Annotated in this window: 22 protein-coding genes; 9 read left to right on the top strand and 13 right to left on the bottom strand. The window is 61.5% G+C overall.

Going from position 1 to position 19,902, the window contains the following annotated elements:
- Nucleotides 1–48 precede the first annotated feature (48 nt).
- The 8 genes from HXX25_RS10590 to HXX25_RS10555 all read right to left on the bottom strand — a co-directional run bounded on the left by HXX25_RS10590 (nt 49) and on the right by HXX25_RS10555 (nt 6,385).
- Entirely contained in the window at nt 49–669 is a 621-nt protein-coding gene (locus HXX25_RS10590) for a hypothetical protein (protein WP_187165886.1), read from the bottom strand.
- Nucleotides 670–734: 65 nt separating this feature from the next.
- On the bottom strand, nt 735–1,142 hold the full coding sequence (locus HXX25_RS10585) for a DUF2306 domain-containing protein (RefSeq protein WP_187165885.1): 408 nt from the start codon (nt 1,140–1,142) through the stop codon (nt 735–737).
- A gap of 81 nt (nt 1,143–1,223) precedes the next feature.
- Nucleotides 1,224–1,640, bottom strand: coding sequence for a DUF3052 family protein (locus tag HXX25_RS10580; protein WP_187165884.1), 417 nt, complete (start codon nt 1,638–1,640; stop codon nt 1,224–1,226).
- Nucleotides 1,633–2,043 (bottom strand): hypothetical protein, encoded by a 411-nt coding sequence (locus HXX25_RS10575; RefSeq protein ID WP_187165883.1) that lies wholly within the window; start codon nt 2,041–2,043, stop codon nt 1,633–1,635. Before HXX25_RS10575 ends, HXX25_RS10580 begins: the two co-directional genes overlap by 8 nt.
- A gap of 271 nt (nt 2,044–2,314) precedes the next feature.
- Entirely contained in the window at nt 2,315–4,102 is a 1,788-nt protein-coding gene (gene sdhA, locus HXX25_RS10570; RefSeq protein ID WP_187165882.1) for a succinate dehydrogenase flavoprotein subunit, read from the bottom strand.
- 20 nt (nt 4,103–4,122) lie between these two features.
- Nucleotides 4,123–4,506 carry a succinate dehydrogenase, hydrophobic membrane anchor protein gene (gene sdhD / locus HXX25_RS10565; RefSeq protein WP_187165881.1) on the bottom strand — a complete coding sequence of 128 codons (384 nt, stop codon included), beginning with the start codon at nt 4,504–4,506 and terminating at the stop codon, nt 4,123–4,125.
- Nucleotides 4,503–4,907, bottom strand: a complete 405-nt coding sequence (gene sdhC / locus HXX25_RS10560; protein ID WP_187165880.1) for a succinate dehydrogenase, cytochrome b556 subunit — start codon at nt 4,905–4,907, stop codon at nt 4,503–4,505. Before sdhC ends, sdhD begins: the two co-directional genes overlap by 4 nt.
- An 86-nt stretch (nt 4,908–4,993) precedes the next feature.
- Nucleotides 4,994–6,385 (bottom strand): amidohydrolase family protein, encoded by a 1,392-nt coding sequence (locus HXX25_RS10555; RefSeq protein WP_187165879.1) that lies wholly within the window; start codon nt 6,383–6,385, stop codon nt 4,994–4,996.
- A 115-nt stretch (nt 6,386–6,500) separates the two neighbouring features.
- On the opposite strand from HXX25_RS10555, the gene HXX25_RS10550 reads away from it, so the two are divergent.
- Together HXX25_RS10550 and HXX25_RS10545 are read left to right on the top strand one after the other, a co-directional pair.
- Entirely contained in the window at nt 6,501–7,385 is an 885-nt protein-coding gene (locus tag HXX25_RS10550; protein WP_187165878.1) for an SDR family NAD(P)-dependent oxidoreductase, read from the top strand.
- A gap of 58 nt (nt 7,386–7,443) precedes the next feature.
- Nucleotides 7,444–9,207 carry a DUF885 family protein gene (locus HXX25_RS10545; protein WP_187165877.1) on the top strand — a complete coding sequence of 588 codons (1,764 nt, stop codon included), beginning with the start codon at nt 7,444–7,446 and terminating at the stop codon, nt 9,205–9,207.
- Here HXX25_RS10545 and HXX25_RS10540 read toward each other — a convergent pair.
- A complete protein-coding gene (locus HXX25_RS10540; protein WP_187165876.1) occupies nt 9,204–9,857 on the bottom strand; it encodes a tetratricopeptide repeat protein in 654 nt (217 codons plus the stop codon). The two genes, HXX25_RS10545 and HXX25_RS10540, sit on opposite strands and share 4 nt — an antisense overlap.
- Nucleotides 9,858–9,916: 59 nt before the next feature.
- Here HXX25_RS10540 and HXX25_RS10535 point away from each other — a divergent pair, with 59 nt between their 5' ends.
- A complete protein-coding gene (locus tag HXX25_RS10535) occupies nt 9,917–10,771 on the top strand; it encodes an SDR family oxidoreductase (protein WP_187165875.1) in 855 nt (284 codons plus the stop codon).
- Here the strand turns inward: HXX25_RS10535 and HXX25_RS10530 are convergent.
- On the bottom strand, nt 10,753–11,529 hold the full coding sequence (locus tag HXX25_RS10530; protein ID WP_187165874.1) for a carboxylesterase: 777 nt from the start codon (nt 11,527–11,529) through the stop codon (nt 10,753–10,755). The two genes, HXX25_RS10535 and HXX25_RS10530, sit on opposite strands and share 19 nt — an antisense overlap.
- An 88-nt stretch (nt 11,530–11,617) precedes the next feature.
- On the opposite strand from HXX25_RS10530, the gene HXX25_RS10525 reads away from it, so the two are divergent.
- From HXX25_RS10525 to HXX25_RS10500, 6 genes are all read left to right on the top strand, one after another.
- A complete protein-coding gene (locus tag HXX25_RS10525) occupies nt 11,618–12,748 on the top strand; it encodes a glycosyltransferase family 4 protein (protein ID WP_187165873.1) in 1,131 nt (376 codons plus the stop codon).
- 4 nt (nt 12,749–12,752) lie between these two features.
- A complete protein-coding gene (locus HXX25_RS10520; protein ID WP_187165872.1) occupies nt 12,753–13,730 on the top strand; it encodes a glycosyltransferase family 9 protein in 978 nt (325 codons plus the stop codon).
- 125 nt (nt 13,731–13,855) lie between these two features.
- Nucleotides 13,856–14,395 (top strand): translation initiation factor IF-3, encoded by a 540-nt coding sequence (gene infC / locus HXX25_RS10515; RefSeq protein WP_187167821.1) that lies wholly within the window; start codon nt 13,856–13,858, stop codon nt 14,393–14,395.
- Between the two features lie 217 nt (nt 14,396–14,612).
- Entirely contained in the window at nt 14,613–15,095 is a 483-nt protein-coding gene (locus HXX25_RS10510; RefSeq protein WP_187165871.1) for a peptidase S1, read from the top strand.
- A gap of 39 nt (nt 15,096–15,134) precedes the next feature.
- Nucleotides 15,135–16,958 carry a hypothetical protein gene (locus HXX25_RS10505; protein ID WP_187165870.1) on the top strand — a complete coding sequence of 608 codons (1,824 nt, stop codon included), beginning with the start codon at nt 15,135–15,137 and terminating at the stop codon, nt 16,956–16,958.
- A 135-nt stretch (nt 16,959–17,093) separates the two neighbouring features.
- A complete protein-coding gene (locus tag HXX25_RS10500; RefSeq protein ID WP_187165869.1) occupies nt 17,094–17,525 on the top strand; it encodes a MerC domain-containing protein in 432 nt (143 codons plus the stop codon).
- Here the strand turns inward: HXX25_RS10500 and HXX25_RS10495 are convergent.
- The 3 genes from HXX25_RS10495 to HXX25_RS10485 are packed head-to-tail and all read right to left on the bottom strand — an operon-like array spanning nt 17,522 to nt 19,901.
- Nucleotides 17,522–18,226 carry a PepSY domain-containing protein gene (locus tag HXX25_RS10495; RefSeq protein WP_187165868.1) on the bottom strand — a complete coding sequence of 235 codons (705 nt, stop codon included), beginning with the start codon at nt 18,224–18,226 and terminating at the stop codon, nt 17,522–17,524. The genes HXX25_RS10500 and HXX25_RS10495 overlap by 4 nt on opposite strands.
- A complete protein-coding gene (locus HXX25_RS10490) occupies nt 18,226–18,546 on the bottom strand; it encodes a copper-binding protein (protein ID WP_187165867.1) in 321 nt (106 codons plus the stop codon). The genes HXX25_RS10495 and HXX25_RS10490 overlap by 1 nt, the downstream gene beginning before the upstream one ends.
- Nucleotides 18,547–18,557: 11 nt before the next feature.
- Nucleotides 18,558–19,901, bottom strand: coding sequence for a multicopper oxidase family protein (locus HXX25_RS10485; protein ID WP_187165866.1), 1,344 nt, complete (start codon nt 19,899–19,901; stop codon nt 18,558–18,560).
- Nucleotide 19,902: the final 1 nt, after the last annotated feature.

The following is a 19,902-nucleotide window of genomic DNA, read 5'->3' as shown; positions in this document are numbered from 1 at the left end:
TATACCCCGCGGCGGGGAAGTCGACCCGCAAGCGGCAGAGGAAACAGCCTATTCCTGCGCGGCGAGCCAGAGCTCCGTGACTGTCACGGCATCGCGGACCAGAATGGCGGCGTCTGCGGGCGGCATGCCATCGGACTCGCCTGTCTCAAGGATGTCGGCGATGGAGAGGGCGGCCGCATCGACGCGGGCCTGATGTGTCGCCCAGTCACCACCGCCTTCCGGGGTAATGCCGGCGTCGGCCAGGCGCGCAATCTCGGCATCAATCCGGGACAGAGCCCGATCCGGGTCGGCCTCTGCTTCGGACGTGAAGATGACGGGTGGTGTCTCCAGCCGGGCAAAGGCGCGATAGGCGACGAGAAATTGCGGCAGGAACTCCCGCGCAATGCCGGGTTCGACCCCGGCAATCCAGGCGATCATCTGCGGATCATCGCAGGCGACGCCCGGCACACGGGCGGCGATTTCGGTCTCGAACAGATCCTGCGAGGCGATGTCATAGCCGCGCAAGGCCTGCGCCGTCTGGGTGCGGATGGCCGCGGACTGCCAGTCTTCCAGTAATTCGCATTGCGGCGCCCGCCGGGCGATGATCTCAAGGAAGAGGATGGATTGCACTTCCTGCGGCGCGGCTTCGGTCTGCGCGATGGTCAGGGAGAGGAGGGCGGTCAGCAACATGGCAGTCTCCATCAGATCAGGCTGTCGAGACTGGCGCAGGGATAGAATTGCCGCAAGAGGCCTGTCTATCCAAAGAACATGTCGTGCATGATGCGGCCCGGCATGAAAGCGAGTCCGCCGGCGATCAGAAGCCCGCCAATATATAGGCCGATCATGGCCCCGCGATGCGCCCGTATATTCCCCTTGCGCGCATTGTAGAGTGCCAGCGGGACCGAGACATAGGTCAGCGGGACGAATAGATGGATGAAACCGAAATGGCCGAATAACCGTCCGCTTTGCATGAAGCTGGGGATGAAGATGGCGGCGGTTGCCGTAAACATCATCAGCGCCATGTAGACATAACCATTCCAGCGATGCAGCGGCGTGCCCTTGGGGAGCCCCATCTGGATGGTGCCCAGAACAAAAGCCGGGACCACCGTGTAGAAATGTAGCTGGATGGCCAGCGAGGCTTCGAACACAGGGTCGAGATTCATATTCGGCGCTCATCTGGCGAGTTGAGAATCTACTTTAAAATATAAAGTGAATGCCGGCAAGGATGGGGGCGCATCCGCCAATCAGCGCCGGTTTTCCTTGCGGATGACGAGTTTCAGGCCGGACCAGATTTCGTCGACGGCGCAGACCTTGATGTCAACGAGGCCGAGCGGAAAGGCGGACTCGCGGACCGCGTCCTCGCTCATATCGGTATCGACTTTCGAGGCTTTCTTGGGCCAGCTCACCCAGATCATGCCGTCCTGTGCGATGGCGAGCCGGGCTTGCGGCAAGGCGGTGTTCAGCCGGTCGCGCGACATCACGAAGAGGTGGACAACATCCAGCGCTCCGCCGGGGTCTGGCGTGTCGGTCAGGTTTATGAATTGCGCGGCGTTGGTAAGCCAGCGCAGGCTCTCCGGCAGGTTGATAAAACACACGGCCTGACCGTCTTTCAGGCCAAGCTTCTTCGGCAGGGGCGTGGCGGAATAGCCTGCCTCAAGCATCTTCTTCCCCGCAAAGCAAATGAGCTAAACGTGTATCCCGATGAGAGTAGTCTGGCCAGATTTCAGGGGACGTAATTTGTCTTTCGGTCCGATCCTCGGTTGTGAGGGGACCAATGGCCTCGAAACGGTCGGAAGTCGTGTAGTCGCGCTCGACCGAGTAGTGCTGAACGCCATCTGGTCCACAGGTTTGCAGGCCGATATGGCTTGCGCTGTAACCTGCTGCCACAACAGGCGGACTGCTGAAACGGAATGCTCCTTCACTCTCTGCGCGGCAGAGCCCCGCCTCTTCTGGGATGTCTGTCCAGCAGATCGAGTATTCGCCGACCAGCCGGGTTTGGCCGCTATCACAGGCGGCGCAGGCAAAGGCCATCAAAATGGCGAGCACAAGCGAGCGGGCAATCATGCGTGAAGGCTAGCGGTGATTTTCTATTTCGTCATCACCCGGCTTGTCCGGGTGATCTCCAGAAGCGAGATGCCCCGGACCTGAGCTGGCGCGGCCGGGGCATGACGTCATTCTACTCATCTTATGGTGAGGCGCTTTCCGCGAGAAAGGCCGAGAAGCACGCATTCCATCACACCCGTCGCCCTCCGGCTTGCTTGCCCTCGTGAAAACGGGGGACCGGAGGGTCTCTCGAGATCCTCCGATTAAATCGGAGGATGATGCGAATCGTAGATCAGTAAACCCGCGCTTTCGGCTCAATGTACGCAATGTCGTTCGACATGGTGTAGGTGTGGACGCCGCGATATTTGAGGCTGACCTCACCGGTCTCGTCAATCCAGGCGAGGGTGTGGGTCATCCAGTCCTTGTCATCGCGATCCGGGAAGTCCTCGCGGGCATGGGCGCCGCGGCTTTCCTCGCGGGCGACTGCACCGTTGACGGTAACGGCGGCCTGGGCGACGAGATTGTCCAGCTCAAGGGTTTCCATGAGGTCGGTATTCCAGATCATGGTGCGGTCGGAGACGGCGATATCCGGCAGACCGGCATAGACCTGCTTGATACGCTCCACGCCTTCGGACATGACCTCGCCGGTGCGGAAAACGGCGCAGTTTTCCTGCATGGCGGCCTGCATGTCATCGCGCAGGCGCGCGGTCGGCGTCTTGCCCTTGGCGTTGCGGTATTTGTCGAGACGGGCGAGCGAATTATCGCCCGCGCCTTTCGGCAATTCCGGCTGACTGGCGGCGGCATCGACGGTTTCGCCGACGCGCAGGCCCGCCGCCCGGCCGAAGACGACCAGGTCGATCAGCGAGTTGGAGCCGAGGCGGTTGGCGCCGTGCACGGACACGCAGGCGGCTTCGCCCACCGCCATCAGGCCAGGCACGGTGATCTCTTCACCCTTGCCGTTCACGGTGAGAACCTCGCCATGATAATTGGTCGGAATGCCGCCCATATTATAGTGGACGGTCGGCAGAACCGGGATGGGCTCCTTGGTCACATCGACGCCGGAGAAGACGCGCGCGCTTTCGGAAATGCCCGGCAGGCGTTTGTGAATGATCTCCGGATCGAGGTGATCGAGATGGAGATAGATATGGTCTTTCTTCGGCCCGACGCCGCGGCCTTCGCGAATCTCGATGGTCATCGATCGAGACACCACATCGCGGCTGGCCAGATCCTTGGCCGAGGGCGCATAGCGCTCCATGAAGCGTTCGCCCTCTGAATTGGTCAGATAGCCGCCTTCGCCGCGCACGCCTTCGGTGATGAGGACGCCCGCGCCATAAATGCCGGTCGGGTGAAACTGGACAAATTCCATGTCCTGAAGCGGCAGGCCGGCGCGCAGCACCATGGCATTGCCATCGCCGGTGCAGGTGTGCGCCGAGGTGCACGAGAAATAGGCGCGGCCATAGCCGCCAGTGGCCAGAATCACGGATTTGGCGCGGAAGCGGTGCAAAGTGCCATCGTCCAGCTTCCAGGCGGTGATGCCGCGGCAGACGCCGTCCTCGTCCATGATCAGATCGAGGGCGAAGTATTCGATGAAGAATTCGGTCTCTTCCTTCACGCACTGGCCGTAGAGCGTGTGCAGGATGGCGTGGCCGGTGCGGTCGGCGGCAGCGCAGGTGCGTTGCACCGAGCCTTCGCCGTAATTGCGGGTCATGCCGCCAAAGGCGCGCTGATAGATCTTGCCGTCCTCGGTGCGCGAGAAGGGCACACCCCAGTGTTCCAGCTCGTAAACGGCGGCCGGTGCATTGCGGCAGAGATATTCGATAGCGTCCTGGTCGCCCAGCCAGTCTGACCCCTTCACGGTGTCATACATGTGCCAGCGCCAGTCATCCTCGCCCATATTGCCGAGGCTGGCGGAAATGCCGCCCTGCGCTGCAACCGTGTGGGAGCGCGTCGGGAAGACTTTCGAGATACAGGCGGTTTTCAGCCCGGATTGCGCCGCGCCGAGCGCCGCCCGAAGACCGGCGCCGCCAGCTCCGACCACCACAACGTCATAGGTGTGATCAATCCACTTATAGTCAGACATGTGTCTCTCTTCTTCCCGTATCAGCCGGCCAGCGCGAGGCGGATCAGCGCGTAGGCACCCGCCAGCATCAGTCCATAAGTGATCAGCGTATTTGCGATCAGCAGGGTGAATTTCAGCCCTGCTTCGTGGATGTAGTCCTCGATCACGACCTGCAAACCCAGCCGCATGTGATAAAGCGTCGCAATCATTGTGATCAGCGTGATCAGCGCGCCAAAGGCCGAGCCGAAAAAGGCGCGCGACGCGTCCGCATCTGGAGCGCCCGAAAAGGTGAAGGCGATCACAAAGATTGGCAGGGCGATCACCAGCGCAATGGCACTGACGCGCTGGGTGATGAAGTGATGCGTGCCGGATTTGGCAGAGCCGAGGCGGTTGGTGCGCTTGGCGGGGGTCATCATCGATTTCATGATGCGCCTCCCGTCAGGGCAAAGCCCCAGAGAAGGGCCGGCAGGACAAAGGAAAAGACGATGATCAGGACCGAGCGCTGGTTGGAGCCTTTCGGATCAAACCCCTTGCCCGCATCCCAGACCAGATGGCGGATGCCATTGAGGAAGTGAAAGCTGACCGACCAGGTCAGAAGGATCAGGCCGAAGCGCGTCACCCACAGCATCGGGCCGTCAAACAGGAAGGCGACACTGCCTTCCGTGCCTGTGGCCAGCATGACCAGCCAGACCGTCAGCGCCAGCGCGCCAAGATAATTTCCGATGCCGGAGACCCGGTGAAGGATGGACGACAGCATGGTCGGATGCCAACGCCACACCTGAAGATGCGGCGAAAGCGGCCGTGTATCGGTATTTCCGCTGGCCATTTGGATTTCCCTGATCAGACAAAGCCCGTTTCGACGCAGACAATAAGCCGCGTCGGCTCTTGGTCAACGCGGGGATGCGCTTGTGGTCAATCCATCCTCAGCGATTCCGGCAATCGCTCCTCGTTGACATTGCCGTCTTCAACGTAAACCACGCCGCCCTTCATCACGAAATCGACATTCTGGAGGAGGCTGGGATAGGTGAGAAGATCGCCATCCACGGCGATGATGTCGGCATACTGGCCTTCCTGAATGCGGCCCCATTGATCCTGCACGCCCATCAGGACGGACGGCCAGTAGGTGGCCGAGCGGATGACATCCATAACCGGCACGTCCAGCTCGCGGGTCCAGACATCGATTTCATTCCAGGTCGACTGGCAATGGAATTTGGTCGGGATGCCCGAATCCGTGCCGACCAGCATGACCACACCAGCTTCGCGCAATTGCTCGAATTTGCGCTGCAGGGTCGGGCGGCGCAGCGGTGTGAGCTGCATGTATTCCAGCTGGTCGACATGTTCCAGAGAGGCGGCAATGTCGGCAATGGTGTCGGGCTGCAGGCCGCGATGCCAGCAGGTATTGTCCAGACGTTCGGGATTGTCGCGTGTGCGCTCGTAATTCCACAGGCCTTCAATGGTCGGCGTCCAGAAGAGCGGCCCGCCGCTGATGCGGCCGCGGGCGGTGCGGGCGACCAGCGCGTCGATGACATGATCGGGATATGCCGGTGCGGTTGTCAGCCCGGTATGTTCGAAATTATCGACGCCGATTTCCAGACCGCGCAGGATTTCATTCGGGCGATGGGAGTGGGCCACCACGGTCAGGCCGCGCTGATGCGCCTGATCGACGACAGCGCGGGCTTCGGCCAGCGTCATTTCGTCCTGATCAATCAGCTTGATAACATCCACGCCGGCATCGGCGAGTTCATTGACGCGGGCGCGGGCTTCGCGCTCGCCCTCAATGCCCCAACGGTAATGCTCGGCGCCGGGGCGGGTGCGGTGCTGGATGAAGGGGCCGGAGACGAACAGGCGCGGGCCGGGCAGTTCGCCGGAATTGATGCGGTCGCGGATCGAAAGGCTGATGTCGAGCGGTGCGCCGAGATCGCGCGCCGTGGTGACGCCGGCCAGCAGGAGCTGGACCGCCGAGGCGGGCATGATCTCGTCTTCCATGCGGTCGGCATAGGTGGGGTGCCAGTGATCGTAATCGGCATGGCCGGTCAGCATCAGATGGGCGTGCATCTCCCACAATCCGGGCAGGACCGTCATGCCTTCGGTGGAGATGATCTCGTAGCCTTCCGGCACGATCAGCGAATCCTGATTGCCGACGGCGGTGATGCGGTCATCCTCGACCAGAATGACGGAATTGCGGATGGGCGGGCCGCCATTGCCATCCAGCAAAGTACCACCGACCAGCGCCTGACGCTCCTGCGCCATGGCCGTGCCGGTGAGTGTCAGACTGACAGCGAGTGTGAGTGTACGAATGATCATGATGGCCCCTCCCAAAGCGTTCCGATCACGTTAGCCTGTGTGCCGGATTCGTCAAAAGCAATCCTTGCGCCCATGTTATGCGTAAACAGGGATAACCAAAGGGAGACCTCACGCCATGACCACCCTCACCAAACCCGCCGCCGTTGTCACCGGAGCCTCAACCGGGATCGGTCATGCGACGACGCAAGTGCTGATCGAGAACGGCTTTCATGTCTTTGCCGGGGTGCGCAAGGATGAGGATGCCGCGCGGCTGAGCCAGGAATTCGGTGACAGCGTCACGCCGCTGAAAATGGAAGTAACGGATTCGGCCTCCATGAATGCGGCGGGGGAAAAGGTACGCGAGGCGCTGGGCGGAAAGACGCTGCAAGGCCTGGTCTGCAATGCCGGTGTCGCGGTGACCGGGCCGATCCTGCACATTCCGGTCGAGGAATTTGAAACCCAGCTGAACATCAATGTGCTGGGCGTGGTGCGCACGGTGCAGGCCTTCGGCCCGCTTCTGGGCGCGGACAAGACCCTCACCGGAAAGCCGGGCCGGGTCGTCACCATGTCGTCTGTCGCCGGGAAAATGGGCATGCCCTTTGTCGGGCCCTATGCCGCGTCCAAACACGCGTTGGAAGGCCTGTCGAAATCCCTGCGCAAGGAATTGGCGCTTTATGGCATCGGCGTTCACATCATCGGGCCGGGGGCGGTCGCCACGCCGATCTGGGACAAGGCGGATGATACCAGCGAGCTCGATAAATACCGCCACACCGATTACATCAAATCCATGGAGCGGGTGTTTCACTGGATGCTGGATCGCGGCCCGAAAGGCCTGCCGCCCCGCCAGATCGGCGAGCGTGTGCATTTCTGCCTGACCGCGCCAAAGCCGAAGAACCGCTATGCGGAAGTGCCGCAGCGGTTTGAAAACTGGACCATGCCGCGCCTTCTGCCGGAAGAATTCGTCGACAAGCAGGTCATCAAGCGCCTGGCCCTGCGTCCGGAAGACCTGAAGCGCGACTAAGGGCTGACATCTGAAGAATCTGGTCTAGTCTCTCCGGCGAACACTCGGGGAGAGAGACATGCTGCGTGCCCTTCTGATTTCAGGCCTGCTTTTTTCGGCACCCGTTCTTGCGGATGATGCCGAAGACTTCCAATCGCTGATTGCCGATTTCGAGGCGCATGAAAACCGCGATGATCCGGATGAGAATCCGGACGCCGCCGGACGCTGGGGTGATCTCTCGCCGGAACGATATGCCGAGGACCGGGCCGCGGATATGGTGTTCCTGGACCGGCTGGAAGCGATTGACGAAAACAATCTGCCCGCCGGCGAGATCGTCAATTTCGCGACGCTGGATTATCTCCTGCGCTTCCGCGTCGAGCTCGCGCAATTCGACATGCAGCGCGCACCCTTCTCCAATGATAGCGGCTTCTTCTCGACCCCGCTCTATGTCGCCTCCTCCACTCGTCCCCGCAATGTCGAGGCGGCGGAAAACTGGATTGCCCGGCTGGAAGATCTGCCGCGTTATCTGGATGAAAACATCTACTGGATGCGTGAAGGCATAGAGGCTGGCTATACCCAGCCCGCCAATATCATCGGCGGCGTCCGCGACCAGATTGCGGCGATTGCCGCCATGAGCGTTGAAGAAACCGGCATGGTGGAGCCGATCGACGCCCTGCCGGCCAGCGTGCCGGACGCCGAGCGGGCGCGTCTGCGCGCCGAGGCCGAGGCGGCGGTCGCCGATCATGTCCTGCCGGCCTATCAGGCGCTGCTCGACTTCATGGACGAAGAATACGTGCCGGCGGCGCGGACAGAGCTGGGCATTTCCTCGGTGCCGGACGGCCGCGCGCAATACCAGGCGCTGGTGCGTTACCACACCACGCTGGATACCTCTCCAGAGGAAGTCCATCAGCGCGGTCTCGCCGAAGTGGCGCGGATCCGCTCGGAGATGGAAGCCATCATCGAGGAGGTCGGGTTTGACGGCACATTTGCCGAATTCCTGAACTTCATGCGGACCGACCCGCAATTCTATGCGGAGAGCGAAGAAGAGCTGATGATGTATGCCTCATGGCTGGCCAAGCGGGCCGATGATGCCATGCCGCGCTTCTTTGGCCGTCTGCCGCGCCTGCCTTACGGCGTGCGTCCGGTGCCGGCCTCGATTGCGCCGACCTATACGACGGGCCGCTACTGGCCGGGATCGCTGGAGAATGGCGTGGCCGGGGGATACATGGTCAATACCTATAATCTCTCGCAGCGTCCGCTCTATAATCTGCCGGCCCTGACCGTGCACGAGGCCGTGCCGGGCCACCATCACCAGATCGCGCTGGCACAAGAGCTGGAAGATGTGCCGGCGTTTCGCCGCAACACCTATATCACCGCCTTTGGCGAGGGCTGGGGGCTCTATACGGAATTCCTGGCGGAAGAGATGGGCATGTATTCCACGCCCTATGACCAGTTTGGCCGCCTGACCTACGAGATGTGGCGCGCCTGCCGTCTCGTCGTCGACACCGGCATCCATTATATGGGCTGGACGCGGGATCAGGCCGAGGCCTGCTTCCTCGAAAATTCCGCTCTCGCGCCGCACAATATCCGCACCGAAGTCTCGCGCTATATCTCATGGCCGGGCCAGGCGCTGGCCTACAAGACCGGCGAATTGCTGATGCGGGATCTGCGCCAGCGGGCCGAGACACGGCTGGGCGAGCATTTCGACATCCGCGATTTCCATGACGAGCTGCTGAGCGAAGGCGCCGTGCCGCTGGGCTATCTCGAAAACCGGACCATGGCCTGGATCGAAGCGACGCTGGAAGAGGCAGAAGCCGGGGAGGACGGCGCGGCGGAGGACTAACCCCCCGTCCGTCGAGCCTCGTTGATATGGCCACGGATGAGGAGGACAGAGACCGTCTCTTCATCCGTTGTCGTCAGTGACAGGGCGCGCTGCATGTCGGCTTCGGCAGCATCAAGATCGCCGAGCTCCAGACGCGCCTGAGCGCGGGTGCGCCAGCCCTCGAAATTTTGTGGCTCATGGGAAATGGCCTGTGCGGCATCGGCCTCGACCGCTGCCCATTCGCCCATCTCCGCCGCGGCGCGGGCGCGGCCCAGCCAGAGCGGAGCCGATTGCGGGGAGAATTCGACGGCGCGGGAATAGACGCGGCGGGCTTCTTCGGGATGACCACTGGACATCCAGGCTTCGCCGGCCTCGGCCAGATAGAGTACTTTCATGGCTGCGGGGCCCCCATCGGGGGCTTCGGCCAGCGCCTGAAGGCGGAATGCACCTTCGGCTTCCTCGCCAAGTGCAATCAGCGCGCGCGCCACGCAATGACGGGCCGGCCAGCCGCCGCCTTCAAACCGCCAGGCGAGCGCTTCTTCATAGGCAGCGTCCGGATTGGCTTCCACGCCACTGAGGCAGGCTTCGTAGCGGTCATGATCACGTGCCTGTGCAAATGCCATAGAGGTAAAGGCCACGCTTGCCGCAGCTGCAAAAAGAAGACGCTTCATGTCGATAAGCTCCCGTATGCCCACTGGACCTACCATAGGCGGGCGGTAGATTGACGTCCATGTCACACACCCGCTCCGCCTTGCTATTGGGTTTCGGCTATGTCGCAAAAGCCACGGCTCCGCATCTTCGGGCCGCAGGCTTTCAGCTTGCCGGGACCAGCCGGTCCATTGAAAAGTCGAATGAAATGCGCGCGCTGGGCGTGACGCCGCTGATTGACCCGGCGGTCGATGAGTTGCACGAGGCGATGGCCGCTGCTTCGCATATTCTGGTATCGGTGCCACCTGGCGGAGGCGGAGATCCGGTGCTGGAGGCACTGGGCGGGGATGTGGATTTCTCCGCACTGGACTGGCTCGGATATCTCTCGACCACGGGCGTTTATGGCGATGCGCAGGGCGGCTGGGTGACCGAGGCGACGCCGCCGGATCCGGCTGAAGCCCGCTCGATGCGGCGGCTGGAAGCGGAGCAGGCCTGGCAAGCCCGATCGGACAGGACACGGATTTTCCGTCTGTCGGGAATATATGGCCCGGGGCGCTCGGCGCTGGACAGGGTCACAGCCGGCACGGCCCGGCGTATCGTCAAGCCGGGGCAGGTCTTTTCGCGCATTCATGTTGACGATATCGCGGCAGCGTTGATGGCGTCCATTGCCCGGCCCGATGTTGCCGGTCCGTTCAATCTGGCCGACGAGATGCCCGCCCCGCAGGCCGATGTGACGGCTTTTGCCGCCGAATTACTCGGCGTTGACCCGCCGCCCATTGAGGATTTCAACTCCGCCGGGATGAGCGCGATGATGCGCAGCTTTTTCTCGTCCTCGCGGCGTGTTTCCAGCGAGGCCACGCGCGCGGCGCTCGGCTGGACGCTAAAATATCCAGATTATCGCAAGGGATTGCAGGCGATTTACGACGCCTCGATCTGAGCCGCGAGCGCTTCTGCGGTCGAGATCAGGCGCGCCAGCTCCGGGCCGGACGACAGGCGGTGATCGCCATTCTTGATCAGGGTGAAGACGATGTCCTGGCTGGTCAGGACATCGACGCATTTGCGCGCATGTTCCCACGGCACGCTGTCATCCAGCATGCCCTGAAGAATACGAACCGGCCCGTCAAAGGGGATTGGCTTGCCCAGAACCGACCAGTTCTTTCCGTCCTCGATCAGTTTTTTCGTGACGATGAAAACCTCGTCGTCATAGGGAGAGGGCTCTTCAAACCGCCCGGTTGTCTCAATCGTGTGGCGCACTTCGTCTGAAAAGCCCGGCCACATCAGTTCGGACGTGAAATCCGGTGCCGGCGCAATCAGCAGCATGGCGCTAATGCGCCCTGCCCGTTCCCTAGCCGTCAGCAGGCTGATCCAGCCGCCCATGGAGGAACCGACGAGGATTTGCGGGCCATCGGTCAGGGCGTCGATGATGGCCAGCGCATCCTCGCGCCAGCGGCCAATCGTGCCGTCCTCGAAATCACCGGAAGAGGCACCATGCCCATAATAGTCGAAGCGCAAAAGGCCGCGCCCGGTGGCTTTCGCCCAGGCGTCCAGCGCCATGACCTTGGTGCCGCCCATGTCGGACTTGAAACCGCCGAGCCAGACCAGGCTGGCTTTTCCCGGCTGTGCCGCCTGCCGGACGAAGGCGATTTTCTCGCCATCGCCGCGGTACAGAAACTGAATGTCCGGCGAGTTTGTCATGGTTTAAGTCCTGTGAAACAAGATGGTGGCATCTTTCCCGCAATCCGGACACGCGGGTCAAGACCGGCAACAGGAGAACGACGCCTCGATGAAAGTGCTGCAGGTCATTCCCGGTCTGGAAACCGGCGGGGCGGAACGCACCACGATCGAGGTCGCACAAGCGCTGGTCCGTGACGGGCATGAGGCGCTGGTGGCGAGTGAAGGCGGCGCCATGGAGGCGGAATTGGCGGCGGTGGGCGGCGAGCTGATCCGCCTGCCGCTGGCGTCGAAAAATCTCTTTACCCTGCTGAATAATGCGTCCCGCCTGAAGGCGCTGATCAATGCTCGCAATATTGATATCGTCCATGCGCGTTCGCGCGCTCCGGCCTGGTCGGCCTTGCGGGCCGTGCAAGGCACGAATGCGAAATTCGTGACGACCTATCACGGCACCTATAATGCGAAATCTGGCCTGAAACGTTTCTACAATTCGGTGATGGCGCGCGGTGATCGGGTCATCGCCAATTCCGAATTCATTCGCGACCATATTGTCACCGAGCACGGCCTCCCCGCCGAGGCGATCACCGTCATTCCGCGCGGCGTGGATGTCGACCGTTTCGAGATGACCGAAATGGTCAGGCAGCGCGGGCGGGATCTCGCGACTGAATGGGCGTTGCCCGAGCGGCGGTTTATTGCCGTGCTGCCGGCCCGCCTGACACGGTGGAAGGGCCAGCTGGTCGCCATCGAGGCGTTGGGCCGGATGAAGGCCGAGGGGCTGGATGTCCCTGTCCTGATACTGGTTGGCGGCGATCAGGGCCGCACCGGCTATCGCGAAGAGATTGAATGGCTGATTGGCCGCCATGAGCTTGAAAACACTGTCTGGCTCGTCGGTCATTGCAACGACATGCCGGCCGCCTTTTCCCTCGCTGATGTCGCGCTGAACCCGTCGACCGATCCGGAAGCCTTCGGGCGGACGGCGGCTGAAGCGAGCGCGGCAGGCCTGCCGGTGATCGTCGCCGATCATGGTGGGGCGCGGGAGGTGGTGGAAGACGGCGTGACCGGGTGGCGAACCCTTCCGGGGGATGCCGGGGCGCTGGCAAAAACATTGCAAGTCGCGATGGAGCTTGATATCGCCGCGCGTCAGGCCAAGGGGCAGGCCGGGCGGCAACGGGTTTTGCAGCGTTTCACGGTGTCATCTTTGCAGACTTCCACCTTGCGGGTCTATCGCGAGCTTCTAGAGTGAGTGCATGAACGAAGCGGTCAAAGATATTATCTACGTCCTTTTGTGGGGCGATCTGCCATCGACCGTCCGCGGGCTGGCCTCGTGTCAGCGAATCCGTGAAGCTCATCCGCGCGCCAGGCTGATCCTTCTGACGGCGCCGGACTATGAAGCGCTTCTGAAGCACTGTCCGCATTTCAGCCAGATCGAAACCGATGCCACTGCGACGGGTCCGGCCGGCAAGCTGACCTCGAAGCGGATCAAGGTGACCAAGCCCAAATATGTCTATGATCTTGTGGGCGATGCCGATGCGCGCCGGATCAGGGGCGGGCTGCGGTTTTCCAGAATCAAGTGGATCGATGCGGCTCCGCGGCCGATGGACGGGGTTCATCCCGTTGAAGCTGCGGCTGTCGCGCTGGGACGGTCCGGCCTGGGCCGCGAGGATTATCGCCTCGGCGAAGCGCCGGCACCGGATGTGTCCTGGGTGGATTATCTGGCCCGAACCTCCCGCATGCTGGAGCCGGAATATTTCGGCCTCAATGGTCCTTTTGCCCTGCTGGCCCCCGCCGGTGAGGAAGTGAAGGCCAATCTGCGCTGGCCGCGGGAACGCTGGGCGGCGCTGGCCGCGGCATTGCTCGACCTGGGCATCACGCCCGCGATTGTGGGCGGGCCGTCTGCGCGCGATGTCGGGCGCTTTGTGTCCGAGAACGTCCCCAATTCCCGCGACGTCACAGGCAAGGCCAAGCTGGTTCAGCTGGCCGGACTGGCGCGCCGGACACGTTTTGTCTTTGGCGAGGATACCGATCTCATCCATCTCCTCGTCGCAGCGGGACCGCCTGCGGCTGCGCTCTACCCTGATGGCGAAAATCCGGCGCTCAAGGCACCGCGCGGTGCCTCTCCGGTGGTTCTGTTGCATGCACCGGTGCTGGCGCAAGTCACAGCCGAGGAGGCCTTGCAGGCCATGCGCGTGGCGGGCGGCTTCGAGGAATCACCGCGTGCGGCTTGATTTTCTGCCCGTGACCCTCATAACACTGCACCGCTGCCTTGCAGGCGGAAGGGCTGTCTCTTGACCGTCGCCTTTTCCTGCGATTGTGGTATTTTTCGAATTCTGGCTGATAGTGGAGAAGTTACATAGCTCGCCGACCTGTTGCTGCGACGCCCCCCAAAAAAGAGGGCCCACGCATAAATCAAGATATTCGCGTTCCGCGCGTCCTGCTCATCGATGAACACGGTGAAAAGCAGGGAGTCATGCCAACCGAAGCTGCGATTGAAGCGGCCGTGGAGGCGGGGCTTGATCTCGTCGAGGTCTCGCCGAATGGCGATCCTCCGGTCTGCAAGATTCTCGATTACGGCAAGCTGAGATACGCTGAACAGAAAAAGAAGGCGGAGGCCCGCCGGAAGCAGAAGACGCAAGATATCAAAGAGATAAAAATGCGTCCGAACATCGACACTCATGATTATCAGGTCAAGACCCGGGCCATGACGCGCTTCTTTGAAGACGGCGACAAGGTCAAGGTGACCTTGCGATTCCGGGGCCGGGAGATGGCGCACCAGGATCGCGGCATGGATGTCATGATTCGCGTCAAGGAAGACTTTGCCGCCATTGCAAAGGTCGAATTCGAGCCCAAGCTTGAAGGTCGGCAGATGACGATGGTGCTCGCGCCGCGATAGTCCCGAATTGCGCCGATAAGGCCTGAAACTCCCGTCACACGCGAATTGTGGCGGGAGTTTGCCGTTTTTCTGCCGGTGCGACGATTTTTTCGTTCAAGTGGGGTTCACCTGTTACCGGGTTTTAATGTTAGTCTCTATCGCGAGAATGGGGAGGAGGACCTTTCCGTTCCGCGCCGCCCCCGATGGTCGGGGTCGGGCGAAAACAGGGGACAGTAACATGCTTCGTAAATTCACTCTTTCAGCCGCTGCTTCCGCTTTGGCCATCTTTGCGATGGCCGGCGCCGCCGAAGCTCAGGATTGGCGTCTCAATCCATCCTATGGCTCCGTTTCCCTGGTGTCCGGATTCTCTCCGGACCCCTATCTGATCAGCCTGCAATCGGGCGGCTCCATCAATGCATCGCAATCGATCGGCGGTTCCTGCCGCGGCTATGTCGCCAACGCCCCCGATTTCCGCTTGCAGTACAGCGCCGGCAATGTGCTTCCGCTGATCATTTCGGTCAGCTCGAATGCTGACACGACGCTCGTGATCAATGGGCCGGATGGCCGCTGGTATTGCGATGATGATGGCGGTCAGGGTCTCAATCCGTCCCTGCGCTGGAACAGCCCGCCATCGGGTCAGTATGATATTTATGTCGGCACATACGGCAATGCGTCGTATCAGAATGCGACGTTGTCGATTTCGGAACTCCGTTCCTACTAATCGGCACAATTGACGATCAACGGACCGGGGAGGCCCATCATGAAACATATCCTTCCGGCTCTCGGCGTGGCGGCATTAGCCGCCGCGTCCGTAGCCGCCCAAGACATCTCTGCACCACCCAGCTACGGGTCGATCACGCTGGATTCCGGCTATCTGCCGGATCCGCACAGCGTCCAGATCCGGGCGGGCGGGAATGTGCCTGTGACGGTGGATGGAAACGGTGTGTGCCGTGGCAATATCGCCAGCGCGCCCGATTTCAATGTCTATTATACGGCCGGTTCGTTTGATCTCTTTTTCTCCGCCATATCGCAGGCCGATACCACGATCGTCGTCAATGACGCGCGCGGGAACTGGTATTGCGATGATGATGGCGGCGAGGGTGCGCTGAATCCGGGTGTCCGGATCGAGCGGCCTGCCTCCGGCCTCTACAATGTCTGGGTCGGCACCTATTCCAATGCGGGCAGCACACCACCCGCCACGCTATTCATATCCGAGATCGGCTTTGGTCCGCGCCCATCGGGGTCGGGCAGTGGTCTCGATTACACGCTGCCAGCCAACTATGGCGGGCAGTCGCTGCAAACCGGCTTCATTCCGGACCCCGTGAATATCAATATCGCGGCGGGCGGCAATATCGACGTTGCCGAAGCCGGTATTGACGATATGTGCTGGGGGTATGCCTCGGCTGCGCCAGATTATGAACTGACCTATGAGGCCGGCAATACTTTCGATCTCTATCTCTCGGCCACGTCCGACAGCGACACGGTGATCATCGTCAATGGTCCGGATGGTCGATGGGCGTGTGATGATGACGGTTCTGCTGGGCTCAATCCGGGTCTGATGTTCGAGAACCCGCAATCGGGTGTCTATGACATCTGGGTGGGGACGTATTCATCGGGCGCGGGCACACCTCCGGCGACGCTCCACATTTCCGAGCTGGGCTTTGGCGCTGATGGAACGACCACGGATGACTACTTCGAAGACTATGAAGGTCCGGGCTCATCGGCCGAACTCGATGTCTCCCTGCCGGCCAATTATGGTGGCCAGTCCCTGCGGACCGGTTTCGTTCCGGACCCGGTCAATATCCAGATCGCGGCTGGCGGCGATATCGATGTCTCATCGACCTCCATCGGCGATATGTGCTGGGGCTATACCACTGCGGCTCCGGACTACGAGCTGACCTATTCGGCAGGTAGCACGTACGACCTCTATCTTTCGGCAACCTCCAGCAGCGATACGGTGATCATTGTCAACGCACCCGATGGCAGCTGGTGGTGCAATGATGACGGGGCTGAAGGCCTCAATCCGGGCCTCACATTCGATAGCCCGCAATCGGGTGTCTACGACATCTGGGTGGGAACGTATTCGTCGTCTGCCGGCACGCCTGCCGCCACACTCCACATTTCGGAGATTGGCTATGGCGGATCACCCGTACCCGACGTCAATCTGCTCGATTATACGCTGAATGCGAATTACGGATCGACGTCCCTGTCTTCGGGCTTCATCCCGGATCCGTACAATGTCCAGATCGCCGCGGGCGGCGACATCAATGTACGCGAAAGCGGACCGGACGGATGCTGGGGTTATACGACCGCCGCGCCGGATTTCGAGCTCACTTATGAAGCCGGCAATGCGTTCGACCTCTTTGTATCCGCCACATCGGGTACGGATACCGTGTTGATCGTCAATGCGCCCGATGGCAGCTGGTGGTGCAATGACGACGGGGCTGAAGGTCTGAATCCGGGTATTGAATTCACCAACCCGGCATCCGGTGTCTATGATATCTGGGTGGGAACATATTCCTCCTCGGCTGGCACACCGCCTGCCACCCTGCATATCTCGGAGCTTGGCTTCGGCGACAACTAGCCGCAATCTATAAGCTGACAGAAAGGGCGGTTCTCCGGAGCCGCCCTTTTTGATTCACAGTTATCCGGCAAACAGGGCTTTGAATTCCTGACTTGTTACATTATATCATTTCGGGACAAGGATGAGCTCTTCCCCATGACGCACCAAACCAAATCCATTCTGGACATGTCCGGCACAGGACTTTCGCTTATATGCCTGCTGCACTGTCTGGCCCTGCCGACAGCAGCGGTCGCGGCACCGGCCCTGGCACCGGAACTGGCGGAGCGCCTGTCTCTGGTGGAAGGCCCGGCACATCTGTTCCTGTTCCTGATTGCGGCCCCGGTGACGCTGCTGGCGTTTTTCTGGGGCGAGAAGGCAATGCGGGCCGGCAAATGGACGATGCTTTTCGCCGGGCTCGGTCTGGTGCTGATGCTGACCGGCGCCTCGCACATTGTGGCCCAACCGTTCGAGACGCTTCTGACGGTGACGGGCGTCAGCCTGCTTCTGGGCGCTCATTTTGCCAACTGGCGCCGTCGTCAGGCCGCCGGGCACAACCACGAACGCGAATGCGGAATGTGCGAGGACTAGGCTTTTCGCCGCGACAGCATCCGCCCCAGCCACGGGAATAGCAGGATAAAGCCGAACAGGCTCATTCCCAGCGCAAACAGGCTGGCGAGGATCAGGAGCGGATGGTTGAAGTGTGACCGGTCGCCATAATCCATGATGTGCAGCATCCAGAAGAAATCATAGAAACGCCAGGTGTCGTTGCGGCGGGCAATGACTTCGCCCGTGGCCGCGCTGACATAGAGCCGCGTACCTTCGCCATCGGCGAAATCCACGCGCCAGGTGGGCATGGCGCGGCGCGATTCCCAGGTTGCCTCGGGGAAGAAGGTCACGGCATCTATCGCCGGTTCACCGGCATAATCGGCCAGCGCGACCGCCCGGGCCGTGTCGGCATCAATCGGTGACAGGATATCGCCTGTGACAGCATCCATGATCAGGGAAGCGCCTTGATCGCGGCCAAATTCGTAAACGGTCCGGCCCAGCCAGGGGCGCAATTCAACGCCTGTGGGCGTGATGCCGGCAATCGCTGCGGCTTCCCCCGGTGACATGACACCGGCCAGATCCAGCTCTGCCGTCTGCCCGGCAATATTGTGCTCTCCGCGGACCTGCTGGATGGGAATGGCGCTCATCACCAGCCCGCCCGCGACCCAGGCCAGAACCTGCAGGCCGATGATCAGGGCGGCCCATTTGTGCAGCGTTATCAGCCAGCGGATGAGCGGGCGCATTACTCTGTTGTTTCCGGTTCGGCGGCGATGACGGTGAGGCCATCCTCGCCCATCGTGGCGGTGATCGTCAGGGCCGCACCCGGTTCAAAGAGGGCGAGATCCACATCATCGGCGATTGCAAATTGCATAACCATGGAGGGCATGCCCAGCTCCGGCATGGCTTCGTGACGCAAGAGAGCTATCCGCGCATGGGCATCAACTGTCCGCACATCGGCGGCGACACGCGACTGCGCTGCCGTTTCTTCGGCATGGTGGTCATGACCATCGGAGCCATGATCGACCGGCGCGGTCATGAGGGCGAGTGCAAAGAAAATTTCCATTGTGTTTCCTGTCAGCTCTGGCGGTTCGGATTTATACCGTCGCGTTGTAATTCTGCGGTCGTCGCTTCGCGCGCCTGCGTGCCTTCGGGGGCCTGATACCAGCCCGGATCGGCAGTCCCGTTCAGCCGGTCGCGCACTTTCAGAATCGTGAACATGCCGCCCATGGTGATGTAATCGTGTGGTCCGCGGGCCCCGACCATGGGGATGGAATTGTCCGGCACATCCATGTGACCCATCTCGATATGGGCACCATGCTCGCCCATGCCGTCCTGCCCCATCGTCATATAGGTGGGCAGGAGCTGGCCGACGGCGCGATCAATGACGCGCGCATTGACGCCGAGCAGATTGGGAAGGCCGTGGCCCATCTGGTTCATGACATGATGGGTCATATGGCAATGCATGGCCCAGTCGCCGGGATTGTCAGCCACAAATTCGACCGTTCGCGTGGCACCGGTCGGCACCAGAACCGTGGTGTCGGGGTGCTGGGCCGTCTCGGGAATTTCGCCGCCATCGGTCTCGGTGATGCGGAAGGCATAGCCGTGCAGATGGATGGGGTGGTGGTCCATGCCCGAGAGATTGCCGAGGCGGATGCGCACACGTTCGCCGCGCTCGGCGAGCAGAGGTTCGGTGCCCGGATAGACCCGTGCATTCATGGTCAACAGGTTGAAATCCGTCATCTCGTTGGGATCGGGGCTGCGCGCGCCCGGCTCCAGCTTCCAGGTCGAGAGCAGGATGGCGTAATCACGATCCGGAAGCGGTCCGCGCGGGCGGCGCGGATGCACGACGATCATGCCCATCAGACCCATGGCCATCTGGGTCATCTCGTCATGGTGGGAGTGATACATGAAGGTGCCGTGCTGGCGGAAGGTCCACTCATAGACAAAGGTCTCGCCCGGCTGGATCGCGGCCTGTGACAGGCCCCCGACGCCGTCCATGCCCGACGGCAGGATGACGCCGTGCCAGTGCACGGTGGTCGGTGCGATCAGCCGGTTGGTGACATAGATGCGCACGCGGTCGCCTTCGACACATTCGATCGTCGGCCCGTGGGTGCGGCCATTATAGCCCCAGGTGCGGGCGGTGAGACCGCTGGCGAATTCGTGATCGACTTCACCGGCGACGAGGTGGAAGACCTTCACCCCGTCGACCACGCGATAATCGAGCGTGGTCCCATTGGGCGTAATGACCGGGCGATAATCTTCATTCGGCCGTCCGGGGCGGTATTGGACAGAATGGCTCACACTGGCGGAATGAGCCGGGCCGGAGCGGGTTTGCGCTGAGGCGGAGGAGGCCAGAAAGGGTGTGGCGACCAGGCCGGTGGCACCGGCCAGAAGGGCGTCTCTGCGGGAAAAACTCATA

Source organism: Hyphobacterium sp. CCMP332, from assembly GCF_014323565.1.
Classification (GTDB): domain Bacteria; phylum Pseudomonadota; class Alphaproteobacteria; order Caulobacterales; family Maricaulaceae; genus Hyphobacterium.
This window is presented reverse-complemented; position numbering and strand designations above follow the sequence as displayed.

What these genes read in the sequence shown, in the direction of transcription:
- HXX25_RS10500 (WP_187165869.1), top strand. Translation starts at nt 17,094, where the DNA reads ATGACGCACCAAACCAAATCCATTCTGGACATGTCCGGCACAGGACTT.
- HXX25_RS10585 (WP_187165885.1), bottom strand. Translation starts at nt 1,142, where the DNA reads ATGAATCTCGACCCTGTGTTCGAAGCCTCGCTGGCCATCCAGCTACAT.
- HXX25_RS10535 (WP_187165875.1), top strand. Translation starts at nt 9,917, where the DNA reads ATGTCACACACCCGCTCCGCCTTGCTATTGGGTTTCGGCTATGTCGCA.
- sdhA (WP_187165882.1), bottom strand. Translation starts at nt 4,102, where the DNA reads ATGTCTGACTATAAGTGGATTGATCACACCTATGACGTTGTGGTGGTC.
- sdhC (WP_187165880.1), bottom strand. Translation starts at nt 4,907, where the DNA reads ATGGCCAGCGGAAATACCGATACACGGCCGCTTTCGCCGCATCTTCAG.
- HXX25_RS10505 (WP_187165870.1), top strand. Translation starts at nt 15,135, where the DNA reads ATGAAACATATCCTTCCGGCTCTCGGCGTGGCGGCATTAGCCGCCGCG.
- HXX25_RS10555 (WP_187165879.1), bottom strand. Translation starts at nt 6,385, where the DNA reads ATGATCATTCGTACACTCACACTCGCTGTCAGTCTGACACTCACCGGC.
- HXX25_RS10530 (WP_187165874.1), bottom strand. Translation starts at nt 11,529, where the DNA reads ATGACAAACTCGCCGGACATTCAGTTTCTGTACCGCGGCGATGGCGAG.
- HXX25_RS10575 (WP_187165883.1), bottom strand. Translation starts at nt 2,043, where the DNA reads ATGATTGCCCGCTCGCTTGTGCTCGCCATTTTGATGGCCTTTGCCTGC.
- sdhD (WP_187165881.1), bottom strand. Translation starts at nt 4,506, where the DNA reads ATGAAATCGATGATGACCCCCGCCAAGCGCACCAACCGCCTCGGCTCT.
- HXX25_RS10520 (WP_187165872.1), top strand. Translation starts at nt 12,753, where the DNA reads ATGAACGAAGCGGTCAAAGATATTATCTACGTCCTTTTGTGGGGCGAT.
- HXX25_RS10590 (WP_187165886.1), bottom strand. Translation starts at nt 669, where the DNA reads ATGTTGCTGACCGCCCTCCTCTCCCTGACCATCGCGCAGACCGAAGCC.
- HXX25_RS10545 (WP_187165877.1), top strand. Translation starts at nt 7,444, where the DNA reads ATGCTGCGTGCCCTTCTGATTTCAGGCCTGCTTTTTTCGGCACCCGTT.
- HXX25_RS10525 (WP_187165873.1), top strand. Translation starts at nt 11,618, where the DNA reads ATGAAAGTGCTGCAGGTCATTCCCGGTCTGGAAACCGGCGGGGCGGAA.
- HXX25_RS10510 (WP_187165871.1), top strand. Translation starts at nt 14,613, where the DNA reads ATGCTTCGTAAATTCACTCTTTCAGCCGCTGCTTCCGCTTTGGCCATC.
- HXX25_RS10540 (WP_187165876.1), bottom strand. Translation starts at nt 9,857, where the DNA reads ATGAAGCGTCTTCTTTTTGCAGCTGCGGCAAGCGTGGCCTTTACCTCT.
- HXX25_RS10550 (WP_187165878.1), top strand. Translation starts at nt 6,501, where the DNA reads ATGACCACCCTCACCAAACCCGCCGCCGTTGTCACCGGAGCCTCAACC.
- HXX25_RS10485 (WP_187165866.1), bottom strand. Translation starts at nt 19,901, where the DNA reads ATGAGTTTTTCCCGCAGAGACGCCCTTCTGGCCGGTGCCACCGGCCTG.
- HXX25_RS10495 (WP_187165868.1), bottom strand. Translation starts at nt 18,226, where the DNA reads ATGCGCCCGCTCATCCGCTGGCTGATAACGCTGCACAAATGGGCCGCC.
- HXX25_RS10580 (WP_187165884.1), bottom strand. Translation starts at nt 1,640, where the DNA reads ATGCTTGAGGCAGGCTATTCCGCCACGCCCCTGCCGAAGAAGCTTGGC.
- HXX25_RS10490 (WP_187165867.1), bottom strand. Translation starts at nt 18,546, where the DNA reads ATGGAAATTTTCTTTGCACTCGCCCTCATGACCGCGCCGGTCGATCAT.